General features: G+C 51.3%; 17 protein-coding genes and 1 pseudogene. 1 reads left to right on the top strand and 17 read right to left on the bottom strand.

From position 1 onward, the window contains the following. Nucleotides 1-12: 12 nt before the first annotated feature. The 11 genes from E2980_RS00230 to E2980_RS00180 all read right to left on the bottom strand — a co-directional run bounded on the left by E2980_RS00230 (nucleotide 13) and on the right by E2980_RS00180 (nucleotide 15,191). Nucleotides 13-1,437 (bottom strand): NAD-dependent malic enzyme, encoded by a 1,425-nt coding sequence (locus E2980_RS00230; protein WP_135150121.1) that lies wholly within the window; start codon nucleotides 1,435-1,437, stop codon nucleotides 13-15. 123 nt (nucleotides 1,438-1,560) lie between these two features. After that, entirely contained in the window at nucleotides 1,561-2,001 is a 441-nt protein-coding gene (locus tag E2980_RS00225; protein WP_135150120.1) for a phage holin family protein, read from the bottom strand. A gap of 174 nt (nucleotides 2,002-2,175) precedes the next feature. Next, on the bottom strand, nucleotides 2,176-4,911 hold the full coding sequence (locus E2980_RS00220; protein ID WP_135150119.1) for a discoidin domain-containing protein: 2,736 nt from the start codon (nucleotides 4,909-4,911) through the stop codon (nucleotides 2,176-2,178). 70 nt (nucleotides 4,912-4,981) lie between these two features. Beyond that, complete coding sequence (locus tag E2980_RS00215; protein WP_135150118.1) at nucleotides 4,982-6,436, bottom strand: extracellular solute-binding protein; 1,455 nt, start codon at nucleotides 6,434-6,436, stop codon at nucleotides 4,982-4,984. 126 nt (nucleotides 6,437-6,562) lie between these two features. After that, nucleotides 6,563-7,435: a carbohydrate ABC transporter permease gene (locus E2980_RS00210; protein ID WP_240702780.1), complete on the bottom strand. Its 873-nt coding sequence runs from the start codon at nucleotides 7,433-7,435 to the stop codon at nucleotides 6,563-6,565. A gap of 3 nt (nucleotides 7,436-7,438) precedes the next feature. Next, nucleotides 7,439-8,359 carry a carbohydrate ABC transporter permease gene (locus tag E2980_RS00205; RefSeq protein WP_135150117.1) on the bottom strand — a complete coding sequence of 307 codons (921 nt, stop codon included), beginning with the start codon at nucleotides 8,357-8,359 and terminating at the stop codon, nucleotides 7,439-7,441. A gap of 96 nt (nucleotides 8,360-8,455) precedes the next feature. Then, nucleotides 8,456-9,787: a response regulator gene (locus tag E2980_RS00200; protein WP_135150116.1), complete on the bottom strand. Its 1,332-nt coding sequence runs from the start codon at nucleotides 9,785-9,787 to the stop codon at nucleotides 8,456-8,458. Between the two features lie 20 nt (nucleotides 9,788-9,807). After that, nucleotides 9,808-11,628, bottom strand: a complete 1,821-nt coding sequence (locus E2980_RS00195; protein WP_135150115.1) for a cache domain-containing sensor histidine kinase — start codon at nucleotides 11,626-11,628, stop codon at nucleotides 9,808-9,810. Between the two features lie 531 nt (nucleotides 11,629-12,159). Next, nucleotides 12,160-13,152 carry an aldose 1-epimerase gene (locus E2980_RS00190; RefSeq protein WP_240702779.1) on the bottom strand — a complete coding sequence of 331 codons (993 nt, stop codon included), beginning with the start codon at nucleotides 13,150-13,152 and terminating at the stop codon, nucleotides 12,160-12,162. A gap of 58 nt (nucleotides 13,153-13,210) precedes the next feature. Next, the gene (locus tag E2980_RS00185; RefSeq protein ID WP_135150113.1) at nucleotides 13,211-13,915 is read right to left on the bottom strand and encodes a lipase family protein; all 705 of its coding nucleotides are present in this window, start codon (nucleotides 13,913-13,915) and stop codon (nucleotides 13,211-13,213) included. A 1-nt stretch (nucleotide 13,916) separates the two neighbouring features. Beyond that, nucleotides 13,917-15,191, bottom strand: coding sequence for a M48 family metallopeptidase (locus E2980_RS00180; protein ID WP_135150112.1), 1,275 nt, complete (start codon nucleotides 15,189-15,191; stop codon nucleotides 13,917-13,919). 122 nt (nucleotides 15,192-15,313) lie between these two features. Between E2980_RS00180 and E2980_RS00175 the strand changes: the two genes are divergently transcribed. Beyond that, nucleotides 15,314-15,652 carry a L,D-transpeptidase gene (locus tag E2980_RS00175; RefSeq protein ID WP_135150111.1) on the top strand — a complete coding sequence of 113 codons (339 nt, stop codon included), beginning with the start codon at nucleotides 15,314-15,316 and terminating at the stop codon, nucleotides 15,650-15,652. Nucleotide 15,653: 1 nt separating this feature from the next. Here E2980_RS00175 and E2980_RS00170 read toward each other — a convergent pair. The 6 genes and pseudogenes from E2980_RS00170 to E2980_RS00145 all read right to left on the bottom strand — a co-directional run bounded on the left by E2980_RS00170 (nucleotide 15,654) and on the right by E2980_RS00145 (nucleotide 24,018). Then, nucleotides 15,654-16,723, bottom strand: a pseudogene (locus E2980_RS00170) (glycerate kinase family protein). Nucleotides 16,724-16,845: 122 nt separating this feature from the next. After that, nucleotides 16,846-17,115, bottom strand: coding sequence for a hypothetical protein (locus E2980_RS00165; RefSeq protein WP_135150110.1), 270 nt, complete (start codon nucleotides 17,113-17,115; stop codon nucleotides 16,846-16,848). A gap of 118 nt (nucleotides 17,116-17,233) precedes the next feature. Further along, nucleotides 17,234-18,541 carry an extracellular solute-binding protein gene (locus tag E2980_RS00160; RefSeq protein ID WP_135150109.1) on the bottom strand — a complete coding sequence of 436 codons (1,308 nt, stop codon included), beginning with the start codon at nucleotides 18,539-18,541 and terminating at the stop codon, nucleotides 17,234-17,236. A 21-nt stretch (nucleotides 18,542-18,562) separates the two neighbouring features. Beyond that, nucleotides 18,563-20,131 (bottom strand): response regulator transcription factor, encoded by a 1,569-nt coding sequence (locus E2980_RS00155; RefSeq protein WP_135150108.1) that lies wholly within the window; start codon nucleotides 20,129-20,131, stop codon nucleotides 18,563-18,565. A 2-nt stretch (nucleotides 20,132-20,133) separates the two neighbouring features. Further along, nucleotides 20,134-21,954, bottom strand: coding sequence for a sensor histidine kinase (locus tag E2980_RS00150; RefSeq protein WP_135150107.1), 1,821 nt, complete (start codon nucleotides 21,952-21,954; stop codon nucleotides 20,134-20,136). Nucleotides 21,955-22,182: 228 nt separating this feature from the next. Next, nucleotides 22,183-24,018 (bottom strand): glycoside hydrolase family 66 protein, encoded by a 1,836-nt coding sequence (locus E2980_RS00145; protein WP_135150106.1) that lies wholly within the window; start codon nucleotides 24,016-24,018, stop codon nucleotides 22,183-22,185. Nucleotides 24,019-24,025: the final 7 nt, after the last annotated feature.

Genomic DNA, 24,025 nt, shown 5'->3' with positions numbered 1-24,025 from the left:
TCCCACGCCTGCCTATTCCAGATTCCGAAAATCGCCCGGGACCTTGCGCGCGATCCCGCTATGTATCGCTTCTTGGATAACGGCCTTCCGAACGGCCGGAACGACTTTATCGTTAAATACGCTCGGAATGATATATTCTTCGTTTAACTCCTCGTCCGTTACGATCGCGGCAATCGCCTTAGCCGCCGCAAGCTTCATCGATTCGCTGATCGTGCTTGCCCGGGCATCCAAAGCGCCTCTGAATATTCCGGGGAACGCGAGCACGTTGTTTAACTGATTCGGATAATCCGATCGCCCGGTCGCATAGACGCGCACGTACGAACCCGCTTCTTCGGGGCTAATCTCCGGATCGGGATTCGCCATGGCGAACACGATCGGATCCGGGTTCATTTTCAGAACATCTTCTCTATTCAATAGTTTAGGCCTGGATAATCCGATGAATACGTCCGCCCCGCCAATAACCTCCGATAGTCGCCCTGTTTCGTTATTAGGATTCGTTAAAGTCGCGAACTCGTTCCATACCTCATTATCATAGTTCGCGCCCCTGTGAATAGCGCCGTCTTTATCTACGCCGATGAGATGCTTGACGCCTGCAGCCAATAGCATTCTGGAGCATGCGACTCCCGCAGCCCCGATCCCGCATACGATGACCTTGATTTCCCCAATATTCTTGCCGACGATCTTCAAAGCGTTGAGCAATCCTGCAAGAAGGACGACCGCCGTGCCGTGCTGATCATCGTGAAATACCGGGATGTCGAGCTGCTCCTTTAACCGACGTTCAATCTCGAAGCACCTTGGCGAGGAGATGTCCTCGAGGTTAATGCCTCCGAATGTCGGCGCAAGCGCCTTAACGATCGCGATGATTTCTTCCGTATCTTTGGTATCCAAGCAGATCGGGAAAGCATCTACCCCCGCCAATTCCTTGAACAGCATCGCCTTCCCTTCCATGACGGGCATCGCCGCAAGCGGACCGATATCTCCGAGCCCAAGAACAGCTGTGCCATCAGAAACGACAGCAACCGTATTCCGGCGAATCGTTAAGGAATGAGCCTTGTTCGGGTCGTCCCGAATGGCCAGGCAAATTTTCGCCACTCCCGGCGTATATACGCGAGACAGGTCGTCCCGGTTCTTGATCGGCACCTTCGATTGCACCTGAATTTTGCCCCCGAGATGCAGCAGGAAGGTGCGGTCCGATACGTTAACGAGGTGAATGCCTTTCATGATGCTTACTGCTTTCGAGAGCGTATCGACTACGGAGGGCTCGGCGACGCTTACGGTCAAGTCTCTGATTTCCATCTTTCTGCCGGGCTGGATGACGTCGATCGCAACGATGTCCCCGCCTTGCTGGCCGATCAAAGAAACTAACTCGCCGAACGTGACCGCGTGCTTGTCCATCTCAACGCGAAGTATAACGCTAGTGCCGCCTTCCATTCTCATGACAATTATCCTCCCAGACTAAACTTGAAAGTATTTCTGAATTCAATTATATCCTGACTTGCCGAAAAACAAAAAACCGACTTTCAAAGTCTCTGCGAACGCTTGAAATTCGGCTTTGATTGCTTACGTTTTAGGCGGGTTCGTTGAATCTTTGTCCTCGCTATTATCCGCCGGCTCCCCAGCCCGGTCCCTTAGCACTTGAACGATTCTCTTCAAACGGTCGGGCAATGGGAGACCCAGACGGCCGTAATTCTCGATTACGGATAGCAATTCGTTCGCGATATAGAAGAAGACCGCGCTTCCCATCACGACTTCGGTCCCAAGCAGCACGTCCAGCCGGTGAGCGATAATCATGACGAGTAAGACAAGCGCTTTTTTGAGCAAGCCCCAGAAACCGACGTTGCTGTTCAAACCGCTGCCTTCCCTTACCGCGGCGGTTACCCCTGTCAAATAATCGATCGACATCAGAACGAGCAAGAACGTTAACGATTCACTCCAAATTCCAAATGAGAAGGAAATCGCCGCTCCCAGTAAAGCACATACTATCCCGGCCTGTAATTGCATCCACCTTCCCTCCCCGGAAAAAAGATTTTTCATTATTATATGCCGTGTGGACAAGACGGGAACGGTTTATTACCGTATGGCACGCGACTAATCTACCCTAAAAACAAGGGGCATACTTAAGGCCCCTAACCAAAATTCATTAGGGGCCTCATTGATTCTATTCCAATCGATTGATTAATAAGCCTCGAACTCTGCAACTTGCGCTGCGGGCCAACCTGTATTGCCTAAGATCGTAAGTCGAACGAATCGCGTGTTCGTCTCCCCTAGTTCAATGTTAACTTCATTCGATTCTTTCGGCTCGAATGTATAAGCTTTCGATGCGAGCAAAGCGGTAAAGTTCTCGCCATCGGAGCTAGTCAGCACTTCGATTTGTTGATCTCTCGCTTCCCAAGCATCTTGAGGCGGCAGCTTCAGGACAAGCCTGCCGATTTTCCTTGCCTCTCCAAGATCCAGCGTCAACGATTGCGGGAATTTCTTGGCCGTGCTTTCCCAATACGTGTAGGGATCCCCGTCTACCGCAAGCTCCGCAGGGAAAGCTTCAGCCGTGTTGGATGTTGAGAATACCTTCTTCAGCAACGCCGCGTTGATTTGTACTTTTACTTTCTCGAAAGTTTCGCTTGCTTTGCTGGATTCTTTGGAATTTCCGAGCTCCACGTAAGCGACCCTTTGCTCTTTTATTAATGCGACATAGTCGAAGATAACGAAATCCCCTTCTTCCTTCACCGGAAGATCGGCAATCTTCGTTCCATTTGCCCGGAAAGCGATCGCGCTCGCATGCGGCCAGTCTTTGCCCTTCCGAATCTTAAGCGTCGTATCGGAGCCAATCGGTTGATATATGCGGATGGCATCCTTCTCCCTAACTTCTATCAAATTGTGATCTCCCGCATCTAAATCCAAACCGTTTAACCGAACGTAGTTGCCTGCTCTTCGGTTGCCGTCACCTGCCGAGACGTCATAGCCGCCAGGAGCTAGCGATACGTCGTCGTTCAGTACGTAGGCCTCATCCTTGTTCCAGTTCGCAGTTACGGCATATTTGCCGAAATCCGTCCGCGTAACGGTTGGATTTAATTGTTCGAATCTCTCCACGAGCGAATCCGCGTATTGCGACAAAATGAATTTCTGGAATACGCCGACCGTATCCACCCATGGATTAGCGACGCCGTTAAAGAAGTCGACGCTTAAGTTATATCCCATGGCTAAATTCCATCTCAGCATATCTTGGTCGTCCGTCATCGTCTCGGCAGCCAAGTCATGATGGAATAACATGACCTTGTCGCGGAGAAGCATTCCGGATAACGGGTAATAATCGGTATAGGATGACGTATTCTTGCGGTAACCGAGCTGATCCCATAAGTAGGTCGAGCCCATGAAGCCGACCGCATCGTCCGCCAGAACATCCGTACCGTCCTCCATGTACATGTTATGGCTCAAGGAATCAAAGTAATTCCTTACGCCTTGGAAGTAAGCCGAGGAAGGATCGGTGCCTTCGGGAATCTCTTTGTTGAACACGTAAGGCGAATTTCTGATACCCCACTGGTCTTCGAAGATACCGTCGAAACCCGCTTGCTCTGTCAGCTTCTTATGCTCCTCGGCCGTCCGCTGGAGGAAGAACGGATGGCCCGTGTTGACGACGTAACCGCTATGCTTACCATAGTCTTCTTTCATGATCGCGTTGTTGTCTTTCGCTACGATCAAATCTTCCATGGTCGTGCCCGCGGGCAAGTTCGACAGCGTCGGAGAGTTAATGCCCCACCAGGACATGTTCGTGTAGGGAACGACCCGATTTCCTTTGTCCTTCGCCGCTTTAACGAAAGCCTTGAAAGCCGGTTCTCCGCCCCATTGCGGATCCGGAGGAATGAAATCCGGATAGTTCTCGTCGTGGCCCCCTTTCTGGAATCCAACCAAATGGATGACGCCGTTATAGTTCATCTTATCCAAATAATTGTTCGTCAGATTGCTCCAACTGCCATCCTTGATCGCCGAGATATCCGTCTTATAGAACGGCAATTGGAAATAGGTTGCCTTATCCTCGCCGAGCTTGTCGGCCAAAGAACGGTAATCGTCCATTTTGTTAAGCTCGCGATAACCGGCGATCGTAGTCTCGTAATCCCCGATCTCAAGAACGATCGACGGACTGTTCCATTGCTTCTTCGGGTCGATCCAAGTCTTGTAGTTGTGAACGATCCCGGTCTTGCCGGAATCATCCACTTGGCTCTTGAAGCCCAAATCCGTAGTCGCCACGATATCTCCGTTTAAATCGTACACCGCCAAGTTTCCGCCGGACGTGCGCAGCCCAAGATAAGAAGCGAACATGACGCCAGGGTACTGATCTTGAAAGGAATTGCTTTCCTTGAAGAAGGCGTCCTTTAACTTGGCCCCCGGCAACATGGGCAGAATGGCATCCTGGACCGCAGCGGAATCCACCTTCAGCTCATAAGGGAAACGGAACGACTTGATCGTCTTATCCGACTGGTTGTCGACCGAAGCATTCAAATAGATCCGGTTATCTTCTTCGCCAAACCTTGCGGTCACGTCTACCTTGATCTGTCCTCCGTAATGAAAGACCAGCTCAGCTTTGCGCGAATTCCAGTCATAGGAGAATGCTTCGGCCTTCTTGCCGTTCGTAGATGTGTCGTCCTGCATGAAAGCCCACCATAGCGCCTTCTCGCGGTTGCCTAACGTAATTTTGTTCACGGAATCCTTGTTCTTCAAGTAGGCAATGGCCCCATTATCCGAATGGAAGGCAATCTCGTATTTCGGGTTGCTAACGATCAATAAACCGTCTTTGTCCTTAAAGCTCGCATTGGCGCTAAAAGGCGAATACACGAAGAAATAAGCTGCCGCCAGTAAAATAACGATAATTCCAATCGAAATCCATGCTCCTCTGGATTGCCAATATCGCTTGGCCACACGCTTTCCCCCTATTATAGAGGGTTGCCCCCTGCAAACTTTCGTTCGCCCAAGGCAACCCTCTTTCTAACTATTCTACTTTGATTTGGTCGTAGAATTTCTCTTGTACGGTTTTCGCCGCAGCGTCGAGTTGCGCTTTAAGGTCAACGTCTTTTTTGGAGAACACTTCTTGAATGACGTTAGTCATGGCCGCGTAATAATCTTGAGTGTTGAATTGCGCTTCCGGTTTACCGTCGAGAAGTGCCATCAACTCATTGCTGTATTGATATACGTTATCGTATTTGTCGTATACGGCTTTCACTTTAGCGCCGTATTCTGAATCTTGCTTGAAGTATTGGATAACCGGCGGTACGAAGAATTTGTTCTCTGCTTTACGCGCTTGGATGTTCGCTTCCGTCGATTCTAGGCCTTTGTCGGAGAAGTAGTGGAATACCGCGTATTCGAACGCCAGTCGTTGTTCATCTGGAGTTGCGTTCGGGTTGACAACGAGGAAGTCTCCGCCAAGAACGCCTGTGTGCTTGCCGCCTGCGGCTGCTGCCGGCATTGGGTATACGATAAGATCTTCCGGTTTCAATCCGCCTTGGTTCAACCCTTGATCAAGCGGGCCGTCGGGACCGGCGATAACCATGGCCGTTCTGCCTTGCGCGAACGCGCCTACCGCATCGCCCCATCCAAGAGCCCAGTCGGCGGGAATAACGCTTGCTTCTTTCAGCTTGCTGTAGAATTCTAGGGCTTTAAGGCCGGCTTCGGAGTTGAACGCCGCCGTAACTTTGCCGCCTTCGACCGTTTGAATTTCTCCGCCCGCTTCGAACAAGAAGTTCGTCCAGTTCCAGCCGGCTTCGTTTCCTTTACCCATCGGAGCGATGCCGGAAATTCCTTTGCCCGGATCCGCTACCGCTTTAGCCGTGTTCATAACGTCATCCCAAGTCCAGTCAAGCGGAGGAACCGCTACGCCTTTATCGGTAAGCATCTTTTTGTTCACTACTGTACCTACAACGTATCCTTGCTGCGGAATACCGAAGATTTTGCCGCCGATGTTGAATTGATCCAGCAGGATCGGATTCAATTGGTCTTTTTTGTCGTAAGCGTTGAACAACTCTGTAATATCTGCCGCCCAACCTTTTTCCGCAAGGAATTTACCTTCGGTTGCGTAAGTGTTGAAGAGCGTCGGAGCTTCGTTGGCTCCCATCTTGATTCCGATTTCGTTCGGATTGTACTGCCAGTCGCTTTTTACGACTTCGACGTTAGGGTAAACTTCGTTAAAGCGTTTGATTTTATCGTCTTCCAGTGCGCGTTTCTCCACTTGGTCCGGAGTCGGGTAGTAGATGCTGATCGTCGCTTTGACCTGCGTAAAGTCTTCGGCAGGAGGAGCTTCGCTGCTCTCGGCAGCGGGTGAAGATTCAGCTGGCGTGCTCGCTGACGGCGAAGCCGAAGGTGATGCATTGTTGTTGTTATTGCCGCCGCATGCAGCCAGTACTAAGCTGAATAACAGAAGACAAGCGATGATCGTCGAAATCTTGCGCATTGTTGTTAATCCCCTTTTCGTTTAATTGTTTTGCTTACACGCTCATCATAATGGAGCCGCATTCATCAAGGCGATGTGTATTCCTATTTCGATCATGTGCAGATTTACGCATGCTGTTCATGGGCATTATCCTTTGACTCCGCCCAAATGAAGACCGCGAACGATATACTTCTGGAAAATCAGGAATACGATAACCGGCGGGAAAGTAATCATCGACAGGATCGCGAAACGAAGGTTCAAATCCAGTCTTCTGACGTTAATCACGTATTTGTAAATCGCCGTTGCGAGCGGATACTTATCGTCGCTCGATAGGATCAGCGACGGCCAGTACCAGTCGTTCCATGCCGAGGAGAACACGAAGATCGCAAGCGTCGCAAAGATCGGCACGGATAGAGGGAACGCGATCTGGAAGAACAATCTAGGCTCGGAAGCCCCGTCGATCCGACCCGATTCGAACATCTCCATGTTGATCCCGTCGAAGAAGGACTTGAGCAGAAGCAAGAAGAAGGCATTAGCACCGGCGGGCAGCCATAACGCCCAGAACGAATTCATCAATCCGAGATCGCGCAAGTTAACGAAATTCGGAATAATGTACGTCGTTGGCGGGATGAATAGCGTCAACAGGAAGAAATACTGGATGACCTTCTTGTACGGCACGTTCATTCGCGATAGGCTGAACGACGCGAATCCGACGACGAGCACCGTCATGACCATGTTGCCTGCGAAGATAAACAGCGTATTCCTAGCGAACAACGGCAACTTAATATAACTCCATGCCTTCTGGTAGTTCTCGAAATGAACCTCGGACGGAAGGAATGTCGGCGGAAACGAGTTGACCTCCGTATTGAGCTTCAGTCCGTTAAAGAGAATGACGAACATGGGGTACAGCATCGTGCATACCATGGCAAGCACGACGACCATCATTAAGTAATAAATAATCTTGTTGCCCGGCTTCTTCAAATCGTAATCCGATAATATGCCTCGGTCTATGGTCTTCAAAGCTTATGCCTCCTTCTTGTTGGACATCCGGTACTGGATAACGGCCAGCAATCCAAGCACAAGGAACATGAGTACGCCAAGCGCGGACGCGGAACCGTAATCCTGTCGCGTAAACGCATATCTGACGACCAACAATGCGTAGGTCAGCGTTGCGTTGTTAGGCCCGCCGTCCAATAACGCGTAATGCGTTTGGAAGCCTTGGGATGTGGCGATAAGCTGAAGCAAGAACAAGAGGACGATCTGATTCTTGATGGCCGGAAGCGTGATGTGGCGAATTCTCTTCCATACGCCCGCCCCGTCGATCTCCGCGGCTTCGTACCAATCGCGGGGGATGCTGAGCACCGCGGCCAAATAGATGAGCAAAGCCGAGCCGAAGCTTTGCCAAGTTTCCATAATGACGATCGAGATCATCGACCACGCTTTATCCGTCAAGAATAGAACGGAATCGAGCCCCACTTTCGTAATGAGCGCGTTAATCGGTCCTACCGGGTCGTATAACCATCTCCACAAGCCGTAAAGAACGACGAAGGGAACGACGTACGGCAAGTAAGCCGCGATTCGGGCGAATCCTTGAAATCTTCTCATCTCGGAGATGGCGATGGCGAACAGGATCGGCACCCAGAAACCGATAAGAACCCCGAGCACCATGTAGTACAGCGTATTTTTCACGGATACCCAGACTTCGGGATCCATAAAGACCCTCTCGTAATTCTCCCAACCTACGAAGGAGTCCCCTTTGACGAAGTCGATATGGTAGAAGCTGAAGACGATCCCCTTGCCGATCGGCATCCACAGGAATAGGAAGAATATAACGACCGCGGGCAGTAGGAACAAATAGCCCCATAGGTGTTTTGTCCACTTTGCGGGAGGTTTCTTGGGCAGGGCATCCAAGGAACGTATTGGAACAGTTGATGGTTGACTCATTCGTTCTCCCTCTTTCTTTTTTCTACTCATAAGTCTTATTGTAGAAAAAGGGACGCAATGTGAACATGTGCGTATCTATGCGGATCATGGGCGATCCTACTTCTTCATTTCGCTTGGGCTGATTCCGAAGTATTTTTTGAATATTTTGCTAAAATGTTCCGGCGATTCATAGCCGACCCGCTCCGAGATTTCATATCTCCGCAAGTCTGTATTGTGGATCAACCGCTTGCTTTCTTCCATGCGCAGTTTGATGACGTATTCCCATAAATTCGTGCCCGTGTTTTTCTTGAACAGGTAACTTAAATAATTCGGGCTTACGTGGTTTTTCTGAGCGACCTCATTTAGGGTGAGTCCCTTCTGCGCGTAATTGGCATGAATATATTCATGGGCTCGTTCCACGATTAAATTGTTCTGCGCGGCCAGGTCTTCTTCGGTGGGATCCTCGGTAAACAAGCCCCATTTGAAATCGCCGAAATAGAACACATGATGGTCTTTATGCTCGCGATTCCATACGATCGACTTGTTCACCTGGTCGTTCAGCTCGGGAAGGAACTCGCGCCCCTTCAGAATCTGGCTGATGCCGACAACGCATTGGAAACCCAGGAATTTGTGTACGTTGAAATGCAGGCTTCTTCCGATCATCTCGAGCTGATTGATTTTGTCAACGCTGGAATCGCCGTATCCGGCTTCATCCCATTGAACGATAATGCTGACGTCTTGATTGAGCGAATAGAACGAATGATGATCCCACTCCTTGTCGAGCAATTCATTGACGATGTTCAGCACGGCGTATTGCAATAACCTGGTATCTTTCTCTTCGACAACTTGCGACTTGGCGCCGGAGTTAAAGTCCAAACGGATTTTGATCATCGCGAAATACGGCCCGCGCAAGTGAATTTCGTTATGTTGCTCCAGCTTTGAAGTCTCCGGAGACTGATTGGAGCGATCCGGGCTCAGAAGCTTGTTCAGGATTTCCGTTCGCTGCGGCAGAGGCTGCTCCATGCGGAAGTGTTCTCTCAAATCCGAGATCAATTCCGCTTGGTTCAGCACTGGTCGATCCATATGAAGAAGGACGTGCCTAACGGAATTGAGCAGCTGCTCGCTGTTGATCGGCTTGATTAAGTAGTCCCTGGCACCAAGCCGGATTGCCAGCTGCGCGTACTGGAAGGTCTCGTGAGCAGAGATGACGATGACTTGAACCCATGGCTTTATGATCTTCGCCTGTTGCATCAGCTCGATTCCGCTCATGGCGCCCATCTGGATATCCGTGATGAGCAGGTCGATGTTCTCCATCTTCAAATAGTCCAATGCTTCATACCCGTTATGCGCGGTGTAAATGTTCTGGATGTTGAGCCCCGAAGTTTCGAGCAGGCTTGCCAGGCCTCGGCATATGAGCGGTTCGTCGTCTACGATAAGGATGTTGTACATGTTGGATGTCCTCCCATTTCCTATTGTTCTCCGTTCATCTCCGAGCTTGTCCGTTGCGGGATGACTGCGATAACCCGGGTACCTTCATCTTCACGAGCTTCGTAGCGTAATCCGTAGCCGTTGCCGAAATGCAGCTGGATACGTTTGTTGACGTTCTTGATCCCGTAACCGGACGTCGTATCCGATGGCTCGCTAACGAGCAGCTTGTTGATCCCGTCATGATCGGTCGCTTTGTACCCATTGTCCTCGACCGTGATAATGATGTTGTCGTCGACCGAACGACCAGAGACGATAATTTCCCCGTCCTCGCCCATATTGATGACTCCATGGATGATAGCGTTCTCAATGAGCGGCTGCAGCGTAATCTTAGGAATTAGATTCTTAACGACCTCGTCGCTTATGTTCCAATGGATGGCGAAACCATACTCATACCGTTTCTGCTGGAGGCTCGTATACGCCATGGCGTGCTCCAGCTCCTCCTCGATCGTGATCAATTCCCTGCCTCTGCTCAAGCTTATGCGCATCAGCTTGGAAAGCTCCTTGATCATCTCCGCCGATCCCGTGTTTCCTTCGAGCGAGCTCTTCCAGTAGATGCTCTCCAGCGTGTTGTATAACAGATGGGGATTGATCTGCTGGTAGAGAAGCTGCAGCTGCGATTCCTTCTGCTTGATTTCCATGAAATACTGGTCGTGGATCATGTCGTTGATCCGGTTAGCCATGTTATGAACGGAATAAATGAGAACGCCTACTTCGTCGTTCCGTTCTCTCGACGGAATGCTCGACAGAGGCTTGCCGGGCTCGTGCGACCGGGCGAACATGGCTAGCTTCCGCAGAGGATTCATGAGAGATCGCCAGAAATACATCATCACGACGATGGCGAATAAGGAATAGACGATCGATATCGTCTGAATGACTTGCTTTAAAGCGCTTTGTTGCTGGAGCAGGGATTTCGTGGGTATCGTGTATACGAGCTTTTGTTTTAGGGTGAATTTGGTATGGACGACGTAAATGGACTTCTCCGAAACCAAACTGACGGTTTCCTCCATCGAATCTTTATCCAATCCGTTCGGAATCTTTAACGTCTTGCCCATTTCCGAGGTCGTCGACGCTAAAACGCGATTAGACCAGTCGGTTAAGAACATCTCGCCGCCTTCCGGCAAGGAGACGGTGCTGAAGGATTCTTCGATCTTCTTGTCCATTTTCGTGGCGACGAGAACCCCGACGACGCTTCTGCCGTTGGTGATGCTGTTCACCGTTCGCAGATACGCCAACGTTCTCTGGTTGGCCTTGGGTCCGAAATTATCAATAAGCGCAAGCACGCCTTTTCCTTTGGCTTTCAGCGCTTCTTCGATCCATGGCGTCTTCGTTTTATCCGAATAGAAAAAGACGGATGATCCGTTTATCTGACGGTTGATATCCGGGACGGAAGGCGCGAATCGATAATGATTGTTCGGATCGTAAACGAACAAGAAATAATAGATGGCCTCTCCGTCGAACAGCCCGACGGTGTTGTTGCCGAGAAGGGTGTTCATCTCCCCATATTTCACGACGCGGTCGAACTCCGTATCGTACTCGTTGCTGATCATGCTTTGGGTCATCGCATTTTGGATGAGCGTCGTCATGAGCCGGCTGACCGTGTCGATATCCCTGTTGATCAGAAAATGGTTTTGTTTGTTAAGCTCCTCGTAGGCGCTCGTCACGTGCTCCTTCAGGATTTGCTCGGCTTTCGTGTTCGCGTACCAGTTGAGCAGGAACACCGGGCTGACCAATACCAAGAACAACAGGATCAGCTGCTGCCTAACGTTTAATCTCGTCAAAGGGTTTATCAACCTTGATCGCATTTTATATATCCCTCCAACTGCTGGTCGAATCCCTATTATGCATGCTGTCCGCCGCATTTTGCAGAACGACGTCGCATTCCCGTAAAAGCGCGCCTATTTTTCGTAGAATAACACATTATCACGCTAAGGTAGGCTCGAAAATATTCATTCTGTTCTTTGTTTCGACGTTTGTTTCCGTACTCCTTGTTGGCTGGGTTTCTTATAACAAGTCTCAATCCATTATCGAAGAGAAGATGGAATCCGTCTCCAACCTTACCGTTAAACAAGCGACGGAGAAGATTAGTTTGATGCTCAAGCAATTCGAAGACATAAGCCTGCAATTCTCCACAAGCCGCGAGACTTGCAGGAGACTCCAAAGGGATTTACCTCGGAGTGATAACCGCCGATTACAATAATAAAAGACTACCAGGACGCGCTAAAGCATGCCTGGTAGTCTTTTTCGGTACTGCTTAGGTGCCATTCTGGTTTCGAGCATTTAAGCCGCTGCCAGCGGGATAAATCAACAAATCGGGTTGGTTTCGAGATTATGAGTTATTCCACGTACATGCGACTGACCGCAGTCCACCGCTCTCCCGGATTTAATCGGATTAGTCCTGTTTGCTCGGCCGGCAACCCGACATTCGGTGCATTGACCATGCCGGTTTGCGGCTCCGGACAGAAAAACTTGCCGTTCGCAGCCGCATTGTAAACCATCCAATGCTTGTAGGCATCTCCCGCTTCGTATACGAAACGGACATTGACCCGACGATCGTAGATCGTCATCGCATTATCGCCGACGTTTCCTGAAGCCGTATAATGATTGTCTAACGACTCGAAATAAGGATTGCCCGCTCCTTCCGCCAACAATAATTCCCCTTCGCTTAACGGAAGTTTGCGCCCCGTCGGCAGCATACGGCCGCTTAACTCCCACCGTTCCCCGATGGCTATTCCGCACTCTAAATCTTCGATTGTACTCCCTTGCGCAAATGGCGCATTCACGCTCGTATGGAATCCAAGCATGAAAGGAATGGCTTCCGCGCTTTCGTTCACGGCTTCGAAATGCAGTTTAAGTCCCTCGTTGGACAGCGTGAACGTCTGGGATAACGTGATGCGATGAGGAAAATAAGCGAAGCCCGAATGCTTCTCGTCAAAGTGCAGCCTAACGGTAACCGCGCTTGCCTGTTCCGTGCTGCCATAACTGACGACTTCCCATTCCGACTCATAGACGAAGCCGTGAATATGGTTGCCCGTCTCGGGCTCGTTTACGGGAAATCGGTACGTGCGTCCGTCAAACTCGAAAGTTCCTCCATCATAACGGTTAGGCGGAAAAAGGACGGGGACCCCGTGAACCATAGGTTTGTTGACGAATGCAGGCCAGTCCGCCCCTTCCGGCTCGCGAATAAACCGGAAATCCCGGTCGTCATCCCGGAACGAAATCAGGTTTCCTCCGATCTTCGGGAGCAAAATCGCCGAATAACTTCCGTGCTTGAGCAGAATTGCCGGCTCGTTCTCGTATGTACCTTGTTTGGCGTAATGCTTCGTCATCATCTTTCCTCCGCGATTCTATTGTTTGTTCGAGTATATAAGCCGTTAATCGATATCGTCAACTAATACTGTGCCAAGATAGGATCGCTTCTATAGTATGTTCTAGATTCGACTTGCCCGTCGGATTTAAGTAAGGGGTGCTGTCGCGAAAATAATCCGCATGTCCTCCGATAATAGGCACGGTGCGAATGTGGGCGGGAGCATGTTTATCCACCTGCCAAGAAGGAAGCTTGCGCAATCCCAAGTTCCAGCCTCCGAATGATCCTAACAACGTTACGAAGTCCGTGGAAATTTCCTCGCTAATCCCCTTCCTTCTTCTTCCCTCCGCATGCAAAGAAAGCACGGAGGGCCGCAGCTCGGCCGGAATACGGCATCTTGGAGAGCCGATCATCACGACCGCGGAAGATTTCATCCCCGGTCGCCTTGCTAGCAATAGAGCGGCAGCGTGTACTGCGGCAACTCCTCCTCCGCTATGGCCGATCAGCAAGACACGGTCATCCTTGCCATCGTTTAAATTCCTCTCGATGGCAGCAAGCACCCGATTGCAGCCGAGGGCTTTGTTTAATTTTCGATACCCGAGCCTCATGTCGTGCCTTACTTCCCATAATTGCCGAATGAGCCGTCTGCTCATGTCCCCGTAAGGGAAGAGCAACTCGGAATAAACCGTTTTACCGGAATTTTCGAAATGTTGATGCATGGCGTTACGAAACTTCTCCATGAACATCGGCGAGGTCGATACTCCCGCCATAAAGTAGATATGCATGTCATTTCCCTCTTTGATGATCGAATCGTACTGCTTCTATCATTCTTTCCATGTCGGAGGGATGGGTATTCCGAAACCATTTGACGAGAAGCGGCGGGTTTATGTCGCTTAACACGGTTACTGACATCTTCTGATTCATAGATACGGATCCTTCCGCGCTGCCGATCAACTCCATCGCATACCGGTCGGCGGACGCTTCCGCTTGACGGGAAACGTAATTCGACAGCGGTAACGTTACAAATGAAACAACGGAAATAATCAGAAGCGCTAGCGGGAGAGCCGTCATATCCGATGGAGAACGAATCCCCCATTTCGCGCCCCGGTTTCGAATAGCGACCCGATACAGCCAACCGCCGATCGTTAGCAACAGGAAAGACGAGCCAACCGCGCCGACCGCGCTCCATTCCAGGTGATGTTTCACGTAGTGACCCATCTCATGAGCCATGATTAGCAGGATCTCTTGATCATTCAATCGCTTAAGCGTAGTATCCCAAAGAACGATCCTCAGCGATGAGCCGATTCCGTTTACGTATGCATTCATCGCGTTCGTCTTGGCGGACATGTCCACTTCATAGACGCGGTGCGCGGGTATATCCGCTCTATCGGCAAGCTCCAGGATTTGTTGCTCCAAATTAGGATCGGACAAGGTCGAGAAATGATTATACAGAGGATCGATGATAACAGGTTGCACGTACATCATGAACACGGTGAACGGGATGGAGACTAGCCATAGTTTCAGCCACCATTTTCCACCCCGGGAGATGATCCAGAAAGCTGCCGCGGATACGGCAAGCAAGGTTATGTAACCGATCCCGAACGCTATAAGCTTATCCCTGAGCCAGCTCATGACGGGCTGAGTCGATATGCCGTAAGCTCTCGATAGGTTATAACCGATGATCCGCAACGGAAAATACAGCAAGAAGGACACGCCATTAACCATCAACGCGAAGACGGGTAAACGGATGTAGGCCGGAAGGCGATAATGCTCAAGAAGATCCCTCCACCTTCTCGACAAACCGCTTGCAAACAACATGAAGTAAATGAGCCATTCCCAAGGCCCGCTCATGAAAAAAATCCAGTTCCGCATCGCATTAAGCGTCTCGCTATTATGAAGCTGACTAGGCGTGAAGAAAGTTGACGGATCCGTGACCGTTCCGAGGTAGACAGCCGGCACTTGATTCGGCGATGTATACCAAATGTAAACCGCGATCGTGACAGCATAGAGGGCGAAGAGAATTCCGTATCTTAGCAGTGCATTTCCAGCACGAACCCGCATGTCGCAACTCCTTACCGTAGATAAGTTGATCATACCATATCGTCGTCCCGGAATTACACGCGAAGAGCCATCGTGAACGCGCAATCCCTCCTTTACATAACCTAGGGCAAGGAGTGATATCCATGCCCAAGTATCGGATCATCGTCGATTTATCCGACCGAAGCCTCTATTTGCTCGACGGGAATATCGTGGTCAGATCATTTCCCGTGGGCATCGGCAAGATGGTAACGAAAACGCCCACCGGCGAATATACCATCATAAATAAACAAGCCAATCCCGGAGGGCCGTTCGGCGCCTTCTGGATGGGCTTGTCTAAACCTCACTATGGCATTCACGGCACGAACGACCCCGCTTCAATAGGAAGGGAAGTCAGCCTTGGATGTATTCGGATGCATAACGAGGACGTCCTGCAGCTCTCGTCATTAGTCCCAGTCAGAACGAGGGTTACGATCAGACCTTGACCTAGAGCAATCGAACGACATTACGCGTGCAATCGGATAAGGTTTTCTCGGCCTGCAACAAGCATTCCGAAGACGTCATTGGCCTGGGCACGCAAGAGAAGCAAGCACTGAACTCCTTCTCCAATTCCTTCGTATCCTCTCCCAAGCAGCCGGATATCAGAATCGTCTTAACCCCGGATTCCTTCGCCAGTCGGGCAACGTAATACGGCAATTTCCCGTTAAGGGTCTGGTTATCGCTCTTGCCCTCCCCCGTGATCACCCAATTCGCGCCGCTAAGCTTGCTCCTTAACCGCGAAGCGTCGGCGACGACCTCCGCACCCTGAACAACCTTAGCTCCGAGCGTGAGAAGCGCGAATCCGACGCCTCCGGCTGCTCCGGCTCCCGGGGAATCTTTGAAGTCGCGGCTTGACTGCCCTTCCATTAAGTCTGCATAATGACTCATCGACGCGTCCAAAGCTTCAACTTGAGCTGGAAGGGCACCTTTCTGCGGTCCATAGATAATAGAAGCCCCATTAGGCCCGCATAAAGGGTTTTGCACATCCGAAGCCATTACGATTTCGCATTCGAATAAACGTGAGTCCAGGTTATCCGAATCGATCCGACCGAGCTTCAGTAAATCTTCCCCGAACCCTAGCAACGGTTCACCATGACTGTCGTAGAACCGTACTCCCAGCGCGGCTAACAATCCCATGCCGCCGTCATTGGTCCCGCTCCCGCCAATCCGATGATGAATTTCCGGATTCCCTTGTCGAGCAGCTGCAGCAACAGCTCGCCCATACCCCTTGTGATGGTCCGATAGGGATTTCGATCGTAGACTGGGATCATGGATAAGCCAAATAGGGACGCAGCCTCCAATACGGCCGTCTTTTCCTTCCGTCCAGGTTCAACTCCATTCTCTAGGATTCCGTATAACGCCTGTACCGGTATTCCCAGAGGTCCTGTCACTTCTGCATACTGCAGCTTTCCCGCTCTGGCCGACACCAACAATTCCACCGTTCCTTCGCCGCCGTCAGCCATCGGCACGATCTCGATGTTCGCCTCGGGATGTACGCTCCGGATGGCATCCGCCATGATATGGGCCGCTTGGGATGAAGACAAGCTTTCCTTAAATGAATCCGGAGCGATCACGAATTTCATTAGCTCGCCTCCTGTCATTCTCTTTATCTGTAAAATACAGAAAATTCCTTGAGTTATCAAGGAATTCGTCTTACCGGCAATACGAACATATCCCGATAGTGCGGCAAGAGCCCAGGCTGTCTCCAGAACAAGAAAAGGTTACCGACGATCGTAATCAAATAGAACCATTTGGCATGATTACGAAACATTACCGCTCCAAGCTCTATTTCCTCCAGAGGTGCCACTTTCGTCGATTTAAAGCGGTTCTGCCGCTCTATTTCCTCCCAAGGTGCCTCTTTCGTCGATTTAAAGCGGCTCTGCCGCTCTATTTCCTCCCAAGGTGCCACTTTCGTCGATTTAAAGCGGCTCTGCCGCTCTATTTCCTCCCAAGGTGCCTCTTTCGTCGATTTAAAGCGGCTCTGCCGCTCTATTTCCTCCCAAGGTGCCTCTTTCGTCGATTTAAATTCAATTCAGCCACTCTTCGATCTGCGCAGCCAACTTATGGAGTTCAAGCTCGACCGGAACTCTCCCGTGCAGCATCCGTTCGAACGATTCGTTAAACTCCTTGTCGATCTTCGCCCAGTTCGTGACCGGCGGACGAAGAAAAGAAGCGTCAAGGCTTTCCACGTAGGGACGGATCGTCGGACTTAGACTCTCTTTGGACTTGCTTGCTTCTACGTTAGTCGGCAGAAGGCCGGTCTTGAACATCAGCTGCTGGGCCGGGACGCCCGCCATCCATTTCATGAACGTCCAAGCGGCCTGCTTGTGGCGAGAGCTTTTCATCAGGACCAAATTCTCCCCGCCGATGATGGCTCCCTTCTGCCCGTTATTATAAGGAAACGGCGCGATTACCGTATTCTCCAGCAGCTTGGCGTTGTTATCTCCGTCCACGTGCGACAGTATAGAATAATACCAAGGCCCCTCATCGATCATGAGCAGCTTGCCGTCTTGAACCGCTAGCCATCTATCCATCTTGCCGGAAAGCGCATCCTCGCTAATTAAGCCTTTGTCCATTAGTCGCTTGAGCGTCTGAACGGCACGAATGCTTGCCGCGCCGTCCAAGTAGCCAATCGATTTCGTATAATCATCGTTCGTCAGCTTCCCGCCGAGCCCCGAGAAATAAGGAAGGATCGACCACGTATTAATCCCGTTTACCCCAAGCTGATAACCCGTCCTTTCGCTGAGCGCCACCAACTCGTCCATCGTTGCCGGAGGCTGTGCAAGACCCGCTTGATTCAGCAGCTCCCGGCTATAGATCGCCGCCTTCGTATTCATGTTTAGCGGCAATCCGTAATATCTTCCCTCGTATCTATTCGTTTCCAGCGCTGTCTTCTGGAGCATCTTGCCTATTCTCGGGAACTCGGGATAGCCGTCGATCGGATCCACCAGGCCGAGTTTGGCGAATTCCGCGAGCCACGCCATGTCCAGCCGCACGACGTCAGGACCGCTCCCCGAAGTCGTCTCGGAGATGAGCGCTCCCTTTATATTTTCGTATGGCCTTCTGACGGATACGACCCGAATCTCGGGATGCTCCTTCTCGAAGGCGGGAATGACCTCTTGCTCGAAAGTCCAAGACTCCACGTCGCTATACGTATGCCACACCGTAATCTCCTCATTCGATGAAGGCTCCATGACTTTCGCGACTTCACTGTTCCCGATGATGCTTTCGCTCGACCCGCAGCTTGTCGCCGCAAAACTGATAACGAACCCTAAAGCAATGACGATCGAAAGCTTCCCGTGCTTTATCCGCTCCCGCTTCCCTCGCTTCGTCATGGCTTCTCCCCCTCGATTCCGCTATTCGTTCTCATGCTGATGTTCCCTATATTCGACAGGCGATAATCCCGTCATTTTCTTAAACAACTTACTGAAATACTTGACGTCGTTAAATCCGGCTTTCTCCGCTACCTCGTAAATTTTGAGACCCGGGTCGCCGATGAGTTCCTTGGCTTTGCCGATCCGAAGCCGGATGAGATAATCGATAAAATTGAAAGACGTATGGTGCTTGAACTGAAGGCAGAAATAGTTCTTGCTCATGTGCACGTGGTCGGCCAGCTGTTGGAGCGTGATTTCGCTCGTATAATGAGTTGAAATGTATTCGATTGCTTTGTCTATGAGCTGCTTGTTTCCTTTGGACGTATGCGATCCGACGGCGTACGAGTTACGGTATCCGCGGATTTGCGCGAGCAGCAGCCTTGTCAATTCTTCCAACGTCTCACTCCGTTTCAGATCCTCGAACCCCTCCAGAAGCACGGTCATTTCCTGCTCGTTCATGAATAACGTCGTCACGATTTCGAACGCTTCCCTGCAGATCGCATCCGGATCCGTTCGCAGTGCCGTCCACCGGTCGATCCAACAACGAATGACCGCTTCCGCTGCGACCGCATCGCGGGAGTGGGATGCCGTCCGCAGCTCCTGGAGCAGTTGGCTGGCAGGTTTGTAAGATGTCGCCGTTTGATAGTGTAGAGGGATCGCGGGTTCCTGCGCGTAATATTTCCCTTCGCCTTCGAAGAATCTTCTCCGGGCTGCGCGTCCGCTCTCCTGATATACCGAATGGAGCTCCTCGGCATTCGAACCGGCAGCGCACCCCGCCGTTACGCTAATCCCTAGACGGGCGGACCAGATATCGCACATCGTGCCAATAATCTCCTCTGGAGATTCGGGGCGTAACGAAGGAAACGCGATGATTAATGCACGCTCTGCCGGAAAGGAAATCCCTTCTTCCACCGCTTCGTAGAAATTATCCTGCATCTCTTCCAGCAGCATGCCGACATGCAGATGGCCGTACGACTCCTCCGTCTCCCTTAAGCCGTTAACGAGAACAGTGCATAGCGCGTAACCATCGTTCATCCAAGGCGGAACAGCCCCCTGAGGCAAACGTTCGTCTTCATGCGCCAGCGCCCGCTTAACGTCCGTTTCGTGTTTCTTCCGGTCATAGGTCATCCTCGTCGTCCGAATCAGCTGTCGGTCAAGATCGTAGCGCCGTTCGTCCTCGATCAGACGCAGACACTTGCGGACGAGCTCCAGAAGCCCTTCCGGCTCAAGCGTCGGCTTTAACAAATAATCCACAACGCCGAGCTTCAGGCCTTGCCGGACGTATTCGAAATCGTTATAGCTGCTGACCAGAATCACCTTCGTCTTCGGATGCTGGTCTAACGTTCGTCTCGTAAGCTCCAAACCGTCCATTACCGGCATCTTAATGTCGGTGATCAGAATATCGACGGGCTCCTTCTCGATCGTCCGCCATGCCTCTTCTCCGTTGGCGAAGTCACCCGCAAGCCCGACGTTCTCACGTTCCCAATCTACCGAAGCCCTTATCCCGAAGCGAATAACCGGTTCATCGTCAACGATCGCGACACGATACATGGTTAAGCCCCCTCTTGCTGCGTAATATCTTCCTTAGGCTTCAATAGTTTCATAAGCACGATGGTCCCGCCCGACTCGCCTTTTAGAATCCGAAGCTCGGATCCCGCCGGATAATATAGCCTGATGGATTCATGGACGTGCATCAGCCCGATTCCTGTCATTCCGGAAAGCTGGCCATTCTCGTGATCTTCAAGCTTTAGCAAATACTCCGGAGCGATCCCTCGTCCGTTATCCCGGATTTCGATCGTAATCCCATCCGGCGCGTTCGTTGCCTTGATCCAGATATCCCCCTCGATCCCCGTCGGCACAAGACCATGAAAGACGGCATTTTCCACGAGAGGTTGAATAAGCATTCTCGGTATCCGGAAAGATTCAGCTTCCTGATCGATATCTAGATGGAGCCGGAATAACGTATCATAGCGAATTTCCAGAATCGTTAAGTACTTGCCCACGATATCCAGTTCTTCGGATAGTGCCACGAAGCTGCCTTTCTTGCCCATGTTCGCCTCAAGCAAAAGAACGAGCGTCGATAATGCTTCGTACGCTTTTGTAGATTGATTGTACCGGACAAGCCACTTGATCGTACTAAGCGTATTAAATAGAAAATGGGGATGAATGCGATGGATAACCGCCCTTAGCTCCGCTTGCCGCTTGCTCTCCTGGACATTGTGGACTTCCTGGACGAGCTCGTCGATCCGCTTGATCATCTTGTTGAATTGACGGCTCATGTGGCCGATTTCGTCCTGCGATCTGACCTCCGTACGCACCGTGAAGTCACCGCTTTCCGCTACCTTCATCTGGGAGGTTAGCTGCTGGATCGGCTTCGTCACTTGGCGGGCAAGCAAGAGGCCGATTAGGATCGCCAAGAGCGCGAAACCAACGGCCGATGTCCAGATCATCCTGCGCATGCCGGTTAATTCGTCGGTGATCTCATGGATAGGTACCGAACCGACGACGCTCCAACCATTGGAAAGCGGTTGCTTGATATTGTAGTAATTAACGCCGTCTGCTTCGTATTCAAACTCCGCTTCGCTTCCGCGGGATGCCCAATGGCGCAAGCTTTCGTCGGCAAGAGGTTGACCTACACGCTCTTGGCGACCATCGATTACGATGATTCCTTGATCGTCCACGACCGAGAATCCCCCTGTTTCCCCCAGATGGATTTGCCCGATCCGATCCACGATTTTCTTCCCGTCGAGATTAACGAGTAAATAACCGATATCCTCGAGGGACTCGAAATCCTTGATGACGCGCGTGACCGGCAAGATCAAGTCGTTGCGTTCCCCTATTCCGCTATAGGGATCGAATGCGAGCGGTCCCCAAGCCGGTTCGCCGTCCTTATCGCGGGCAAGCCGAACCCACTCCAGGTCGCGGACGGACTGACGGTAGATTTTGGACAGCTTAAACGAACCGCTTCCCCAGCTAGTTCCTTCCTCTCTCAGAATGTATAACGTCTTTACGAATGAATTCGAACCCACGAAGTTGTTGACTAAATTCGATATATAATCGTTATTCGTCTTCTCTTCCTCGGGCGTCGGCTTCGTATTGCGTACCGCCTGCTGCAGCTTGGTATCGCTGTACAGCACGTTGGACGCATCCGTTCCGGCCGTAATGATCGATGACAACGCATCGGCGGCTTGCCTGACAAGCTGCAGCGAGGATACGCGAACGTTCTTCTTCACGAGCTTCGACGAAGCCGAATAGAATAACACGCTCGTTAACGTCGGTATTAGAATGACCACGAGCAGGGCGAGGATCATCTTGGTCGCGAAACGTTTGCCCCATCGAAGCCGCTGGTTTTTCCGTTTTATGTTCAGATTCATCGTCGTCGCCCTCCGTGTACCTATTGTACAACGCCTGGCGGAGTTGTTGAAAGCACTTACATTATAATCAATTATCGGTGTCGTATTTTCCGGGATGAGTGTATTATGTTACGTAAAATTAGGCGTGCCTCGCACGGCTATTGATACGCGAAAACTAGCGTCCTTCTATCCATATAAAGGGTGAAAGCTTCTCAGCCCCCACCCTTGCGAAATATTTGCTTTCAGAATTCATCCCTTCGACTCTAGAACGACCATGCTCCAGTATTTGAGAGTGGGGAGGCTAACCGACACTCCTCCGTACACAGACTCGAAAGGCAGCTCGATCGGCGAACCGCCGTAAGCATCCGGGGTTGCCATCCATGCACGGGAAATTTCCTGAGTCGATGGGATAACTACGGATACGTTATTTCTGGCCTTCGGTTCTGCCTGCGAGCCGAGCGTATCGTTCCACTGCATCGTCGTCGCTTCGCTAAAATTGATGAAATGAGCGATAAGCCGGTTATCCTTCTTCTTCACGAACGACCATACTTTGCCGCCTTCCGCCTCCGCGGAAACCGCAAGGGACGAGTCTCCTGCCGAACCGGTTGCCATCGCCACCTTCGTGCCAGCTGCTTCCTCCACGCCACCCCTCAATACGTTCTGGTAAGCGGTCATGAAGTCATAATAGGAAATCAGGCTCTCTTCCAGTTTCGGCGGAATGCGTAAATTCCGGTTCGGAAAATATTCCTTGGCCAGCAGATTCTCCCCCGCCTCGATGTGCGAGCCTCCCGAAGCGAAGATTACCGCATCCGTCAGCAGCACCCCCGGCGTATTGAACTCGCCCGCGCGATCCGCGATTCCGTAGTTCATATAGGCGGCGAGTACTGTATTCAGCCTGCCTTCGGTCAACTCCCGGTTCCCGTCGAGTACTCGCTTCAGATCCTTATATCCCGGATAGCTGTCCCACAGCTCCGAATACAAGAACTTCACCGGAGATTTGGCTATTAGGGCCTGCCCGTATTGATCCACCGCGTTCATCACGTAGTCGACGTCGATCGCTTGCTTGGCTTTCTTCAGCATCTCGCCGTACGATAGCATGAGCGTGACCGGCTTGCCGTCAAACGTGAACAGATTCCCCCGGTTGCCAAGCTGATCCACGTGCCATCCGTCGAACGGCAGCCTTTCGAACGTTTTCTTCTCCTCCCCGAACAAATAATCGAGCCAATCCCCGTTGCCCGGATCCATGAGCTGGATGTCGCTCTCCCAAGAATCCGGCAGGACATGACGGTCTTGGTTCGCATGCAGGCGATCCTTGTACAGCCCCCACTCCGGCTTCACGCCGTCTTGTTCATAGTCGTCGTAAGCGCCGAACAATAAGTTATAATTCATCGCCTTTATGCCTCTTTCATGAAGCAGGTCGATATATCCCTTCACGGTATTGAAGGACGTCGCGCGACCCGCGATATCCGGCCATTCCGCTGCTGGCTTTCCGTCCTGGTCTAGCTTAAGGGGCACATGGTGCTTCCACTGCCAATCGTAGAATTGAACGCCGTTCAAGTGAAACCGGTTAAGCCTTGCGACGATTTCCTTCTGCTGATCGGCCGTCATTTTACCGAAATCCGCCAAATATCCGTACCTCGGAAACTTTCCCCAATCGCTTGAGACGTCCACCCCGATATTGGCGTGTTCCCGCACGACTCCATCCTCTCGCCAGTAAATCTCCGTCATATAGCCTTGATAATCTTCCTCCGGCGGATTCCATGTCCATTCCGCATGATCCAAGCCTGCCTTTAGCTTGATCACGCTGCGATCGACCATTTCCCCAAGATGGCGGTACTGGACGACTAACTCGCCGGAAGCGTCAGCCCTCTTCAACGACATCTCGAACCGAACGGTCTCGCCTGGCTTATAGGCAGCTTTGTCTGTCGACACGGCTCCGAGAACGGCAGTCGTTTCATTCAATTGTAACCGATCGGCTCTGATCGGTTCCTTATCACCCTGCGAACAACCTGCTGTTACGCTCCACAACAGAATCGCAACCGCAGCTGCGAACCCTTTTCCAATACCCTGCTTTATCCGTTGCATAATGCCC

This window comes from Cohnella luojiensis, from assembly GCF_004564235.1.
GTDB classification, from domain to species: domain Bacteria; phylum Bacillota; class Bacilli; order Paenibacillales; family Paenibacillaceae; genus Cohnella; species Cohnella luojiensis.
This window is presented reverse-complemented; position numbering and strand designations above follow the sequence as displayed.

Bases quoted from the DNA above. Each gene is read 5' to 3' on its own strand.
- E2980_RS00180 (WP_135150112.1), bottom strand. From the start codon at position 15,191: ATGCGGGTTCGTGCTGGAAATGCACTGCTAAGATACGGAATTCTCTTC.
- E2980_RS00205 (WP_135150117.1), bottom strand. From the start codon at position 8,359: ATGAGTCAACCATCAACTGTTCCAATACGTTCCTTGGATGCCCTGCCC.
- E2980_RS00190 (WP_240702779.1), bottom strand. From the start codon at position 13,152: ATGACGAAGCATTACGCCAAACAAGGTACATACGAGAACGAGCCGGCA.
- E2980_RS00175 (WP_135150111.1), top strand. From the start codon at position 15,314: ATGCCCAAGTATCGGATCATCGTCGATTTATCCGACCGAAGCCTCTAT.
- E2980_RS00160 (WP_135150109.1), bottom strand. From the start codon at position 18,541: ATGACGAAGCGAGGGAAGCGGGAGCGGATAAAGCACGGGAAGCTTTCG.
- E2980_RS00195 (WP_135150115.1), bottom strand. From the start codon at position 11,628: ATGCGATCAAGGTTGATAAACCCTTTGACGAGATTAAACGTTAGGCAG.
- E2980_RS00230 (WP_135150121.1), bottom strand. From the start codon at position 1,437: ATGAGAATGGAAGGCGGCACTAGCGTTATACTTCGCGTTGAGATGGAC.
- E2980_RS00150 (WP_135150107.1), bottom strand. From the start codon at position 21,954: ATGAATCTGAACATAAAACGGAAAAACCAGCGGCTTCGATGGGGCAAA.
- E2980_RS00200 (WP_135150116.1), bottom strand. From the start codon at position 9,787: ATGTACAACATCCTTATCGTAGACGACGAACCGCTCATATGCCGAGGC.
- E2980_RS00225 (WP_135150120.1), bottom strand. From the start codon at position 2,001: ATGCAATTACAGGCCGGGATAGTATGTGCTTTACTGGGAGCGGCGATT.
- E2980_RS00215 (WP_135150118.1), bottom strand. From the start codon at position 6,436: ATGCGCAAGATTTCGACGATCATCGCTTGTCTTCTGTTATTCAGCTTA.
- E2980_RS00155 (WP_135150108.1), bottom strand. From the start codon at position 20,131: ATGTATCGTGTCGCGATCGTTGACGATGAACCGGTTATTCGCTTCGGG.
- E2980_RS00145 (WP_135150106.1), bottom strand. From the start codon at position 24,018: ATGCAACGGATAAAGCAGGGTATTGGAAAAGGGTTCGCAGCTGCGGTT.
- E2980_RS00185 (WP_135150113.1), bottom strand. From the start codon at position 13,915: ATGCATATCTACTTTATGGCGGGAGTATCGACCTCGCCGATGTTCATG.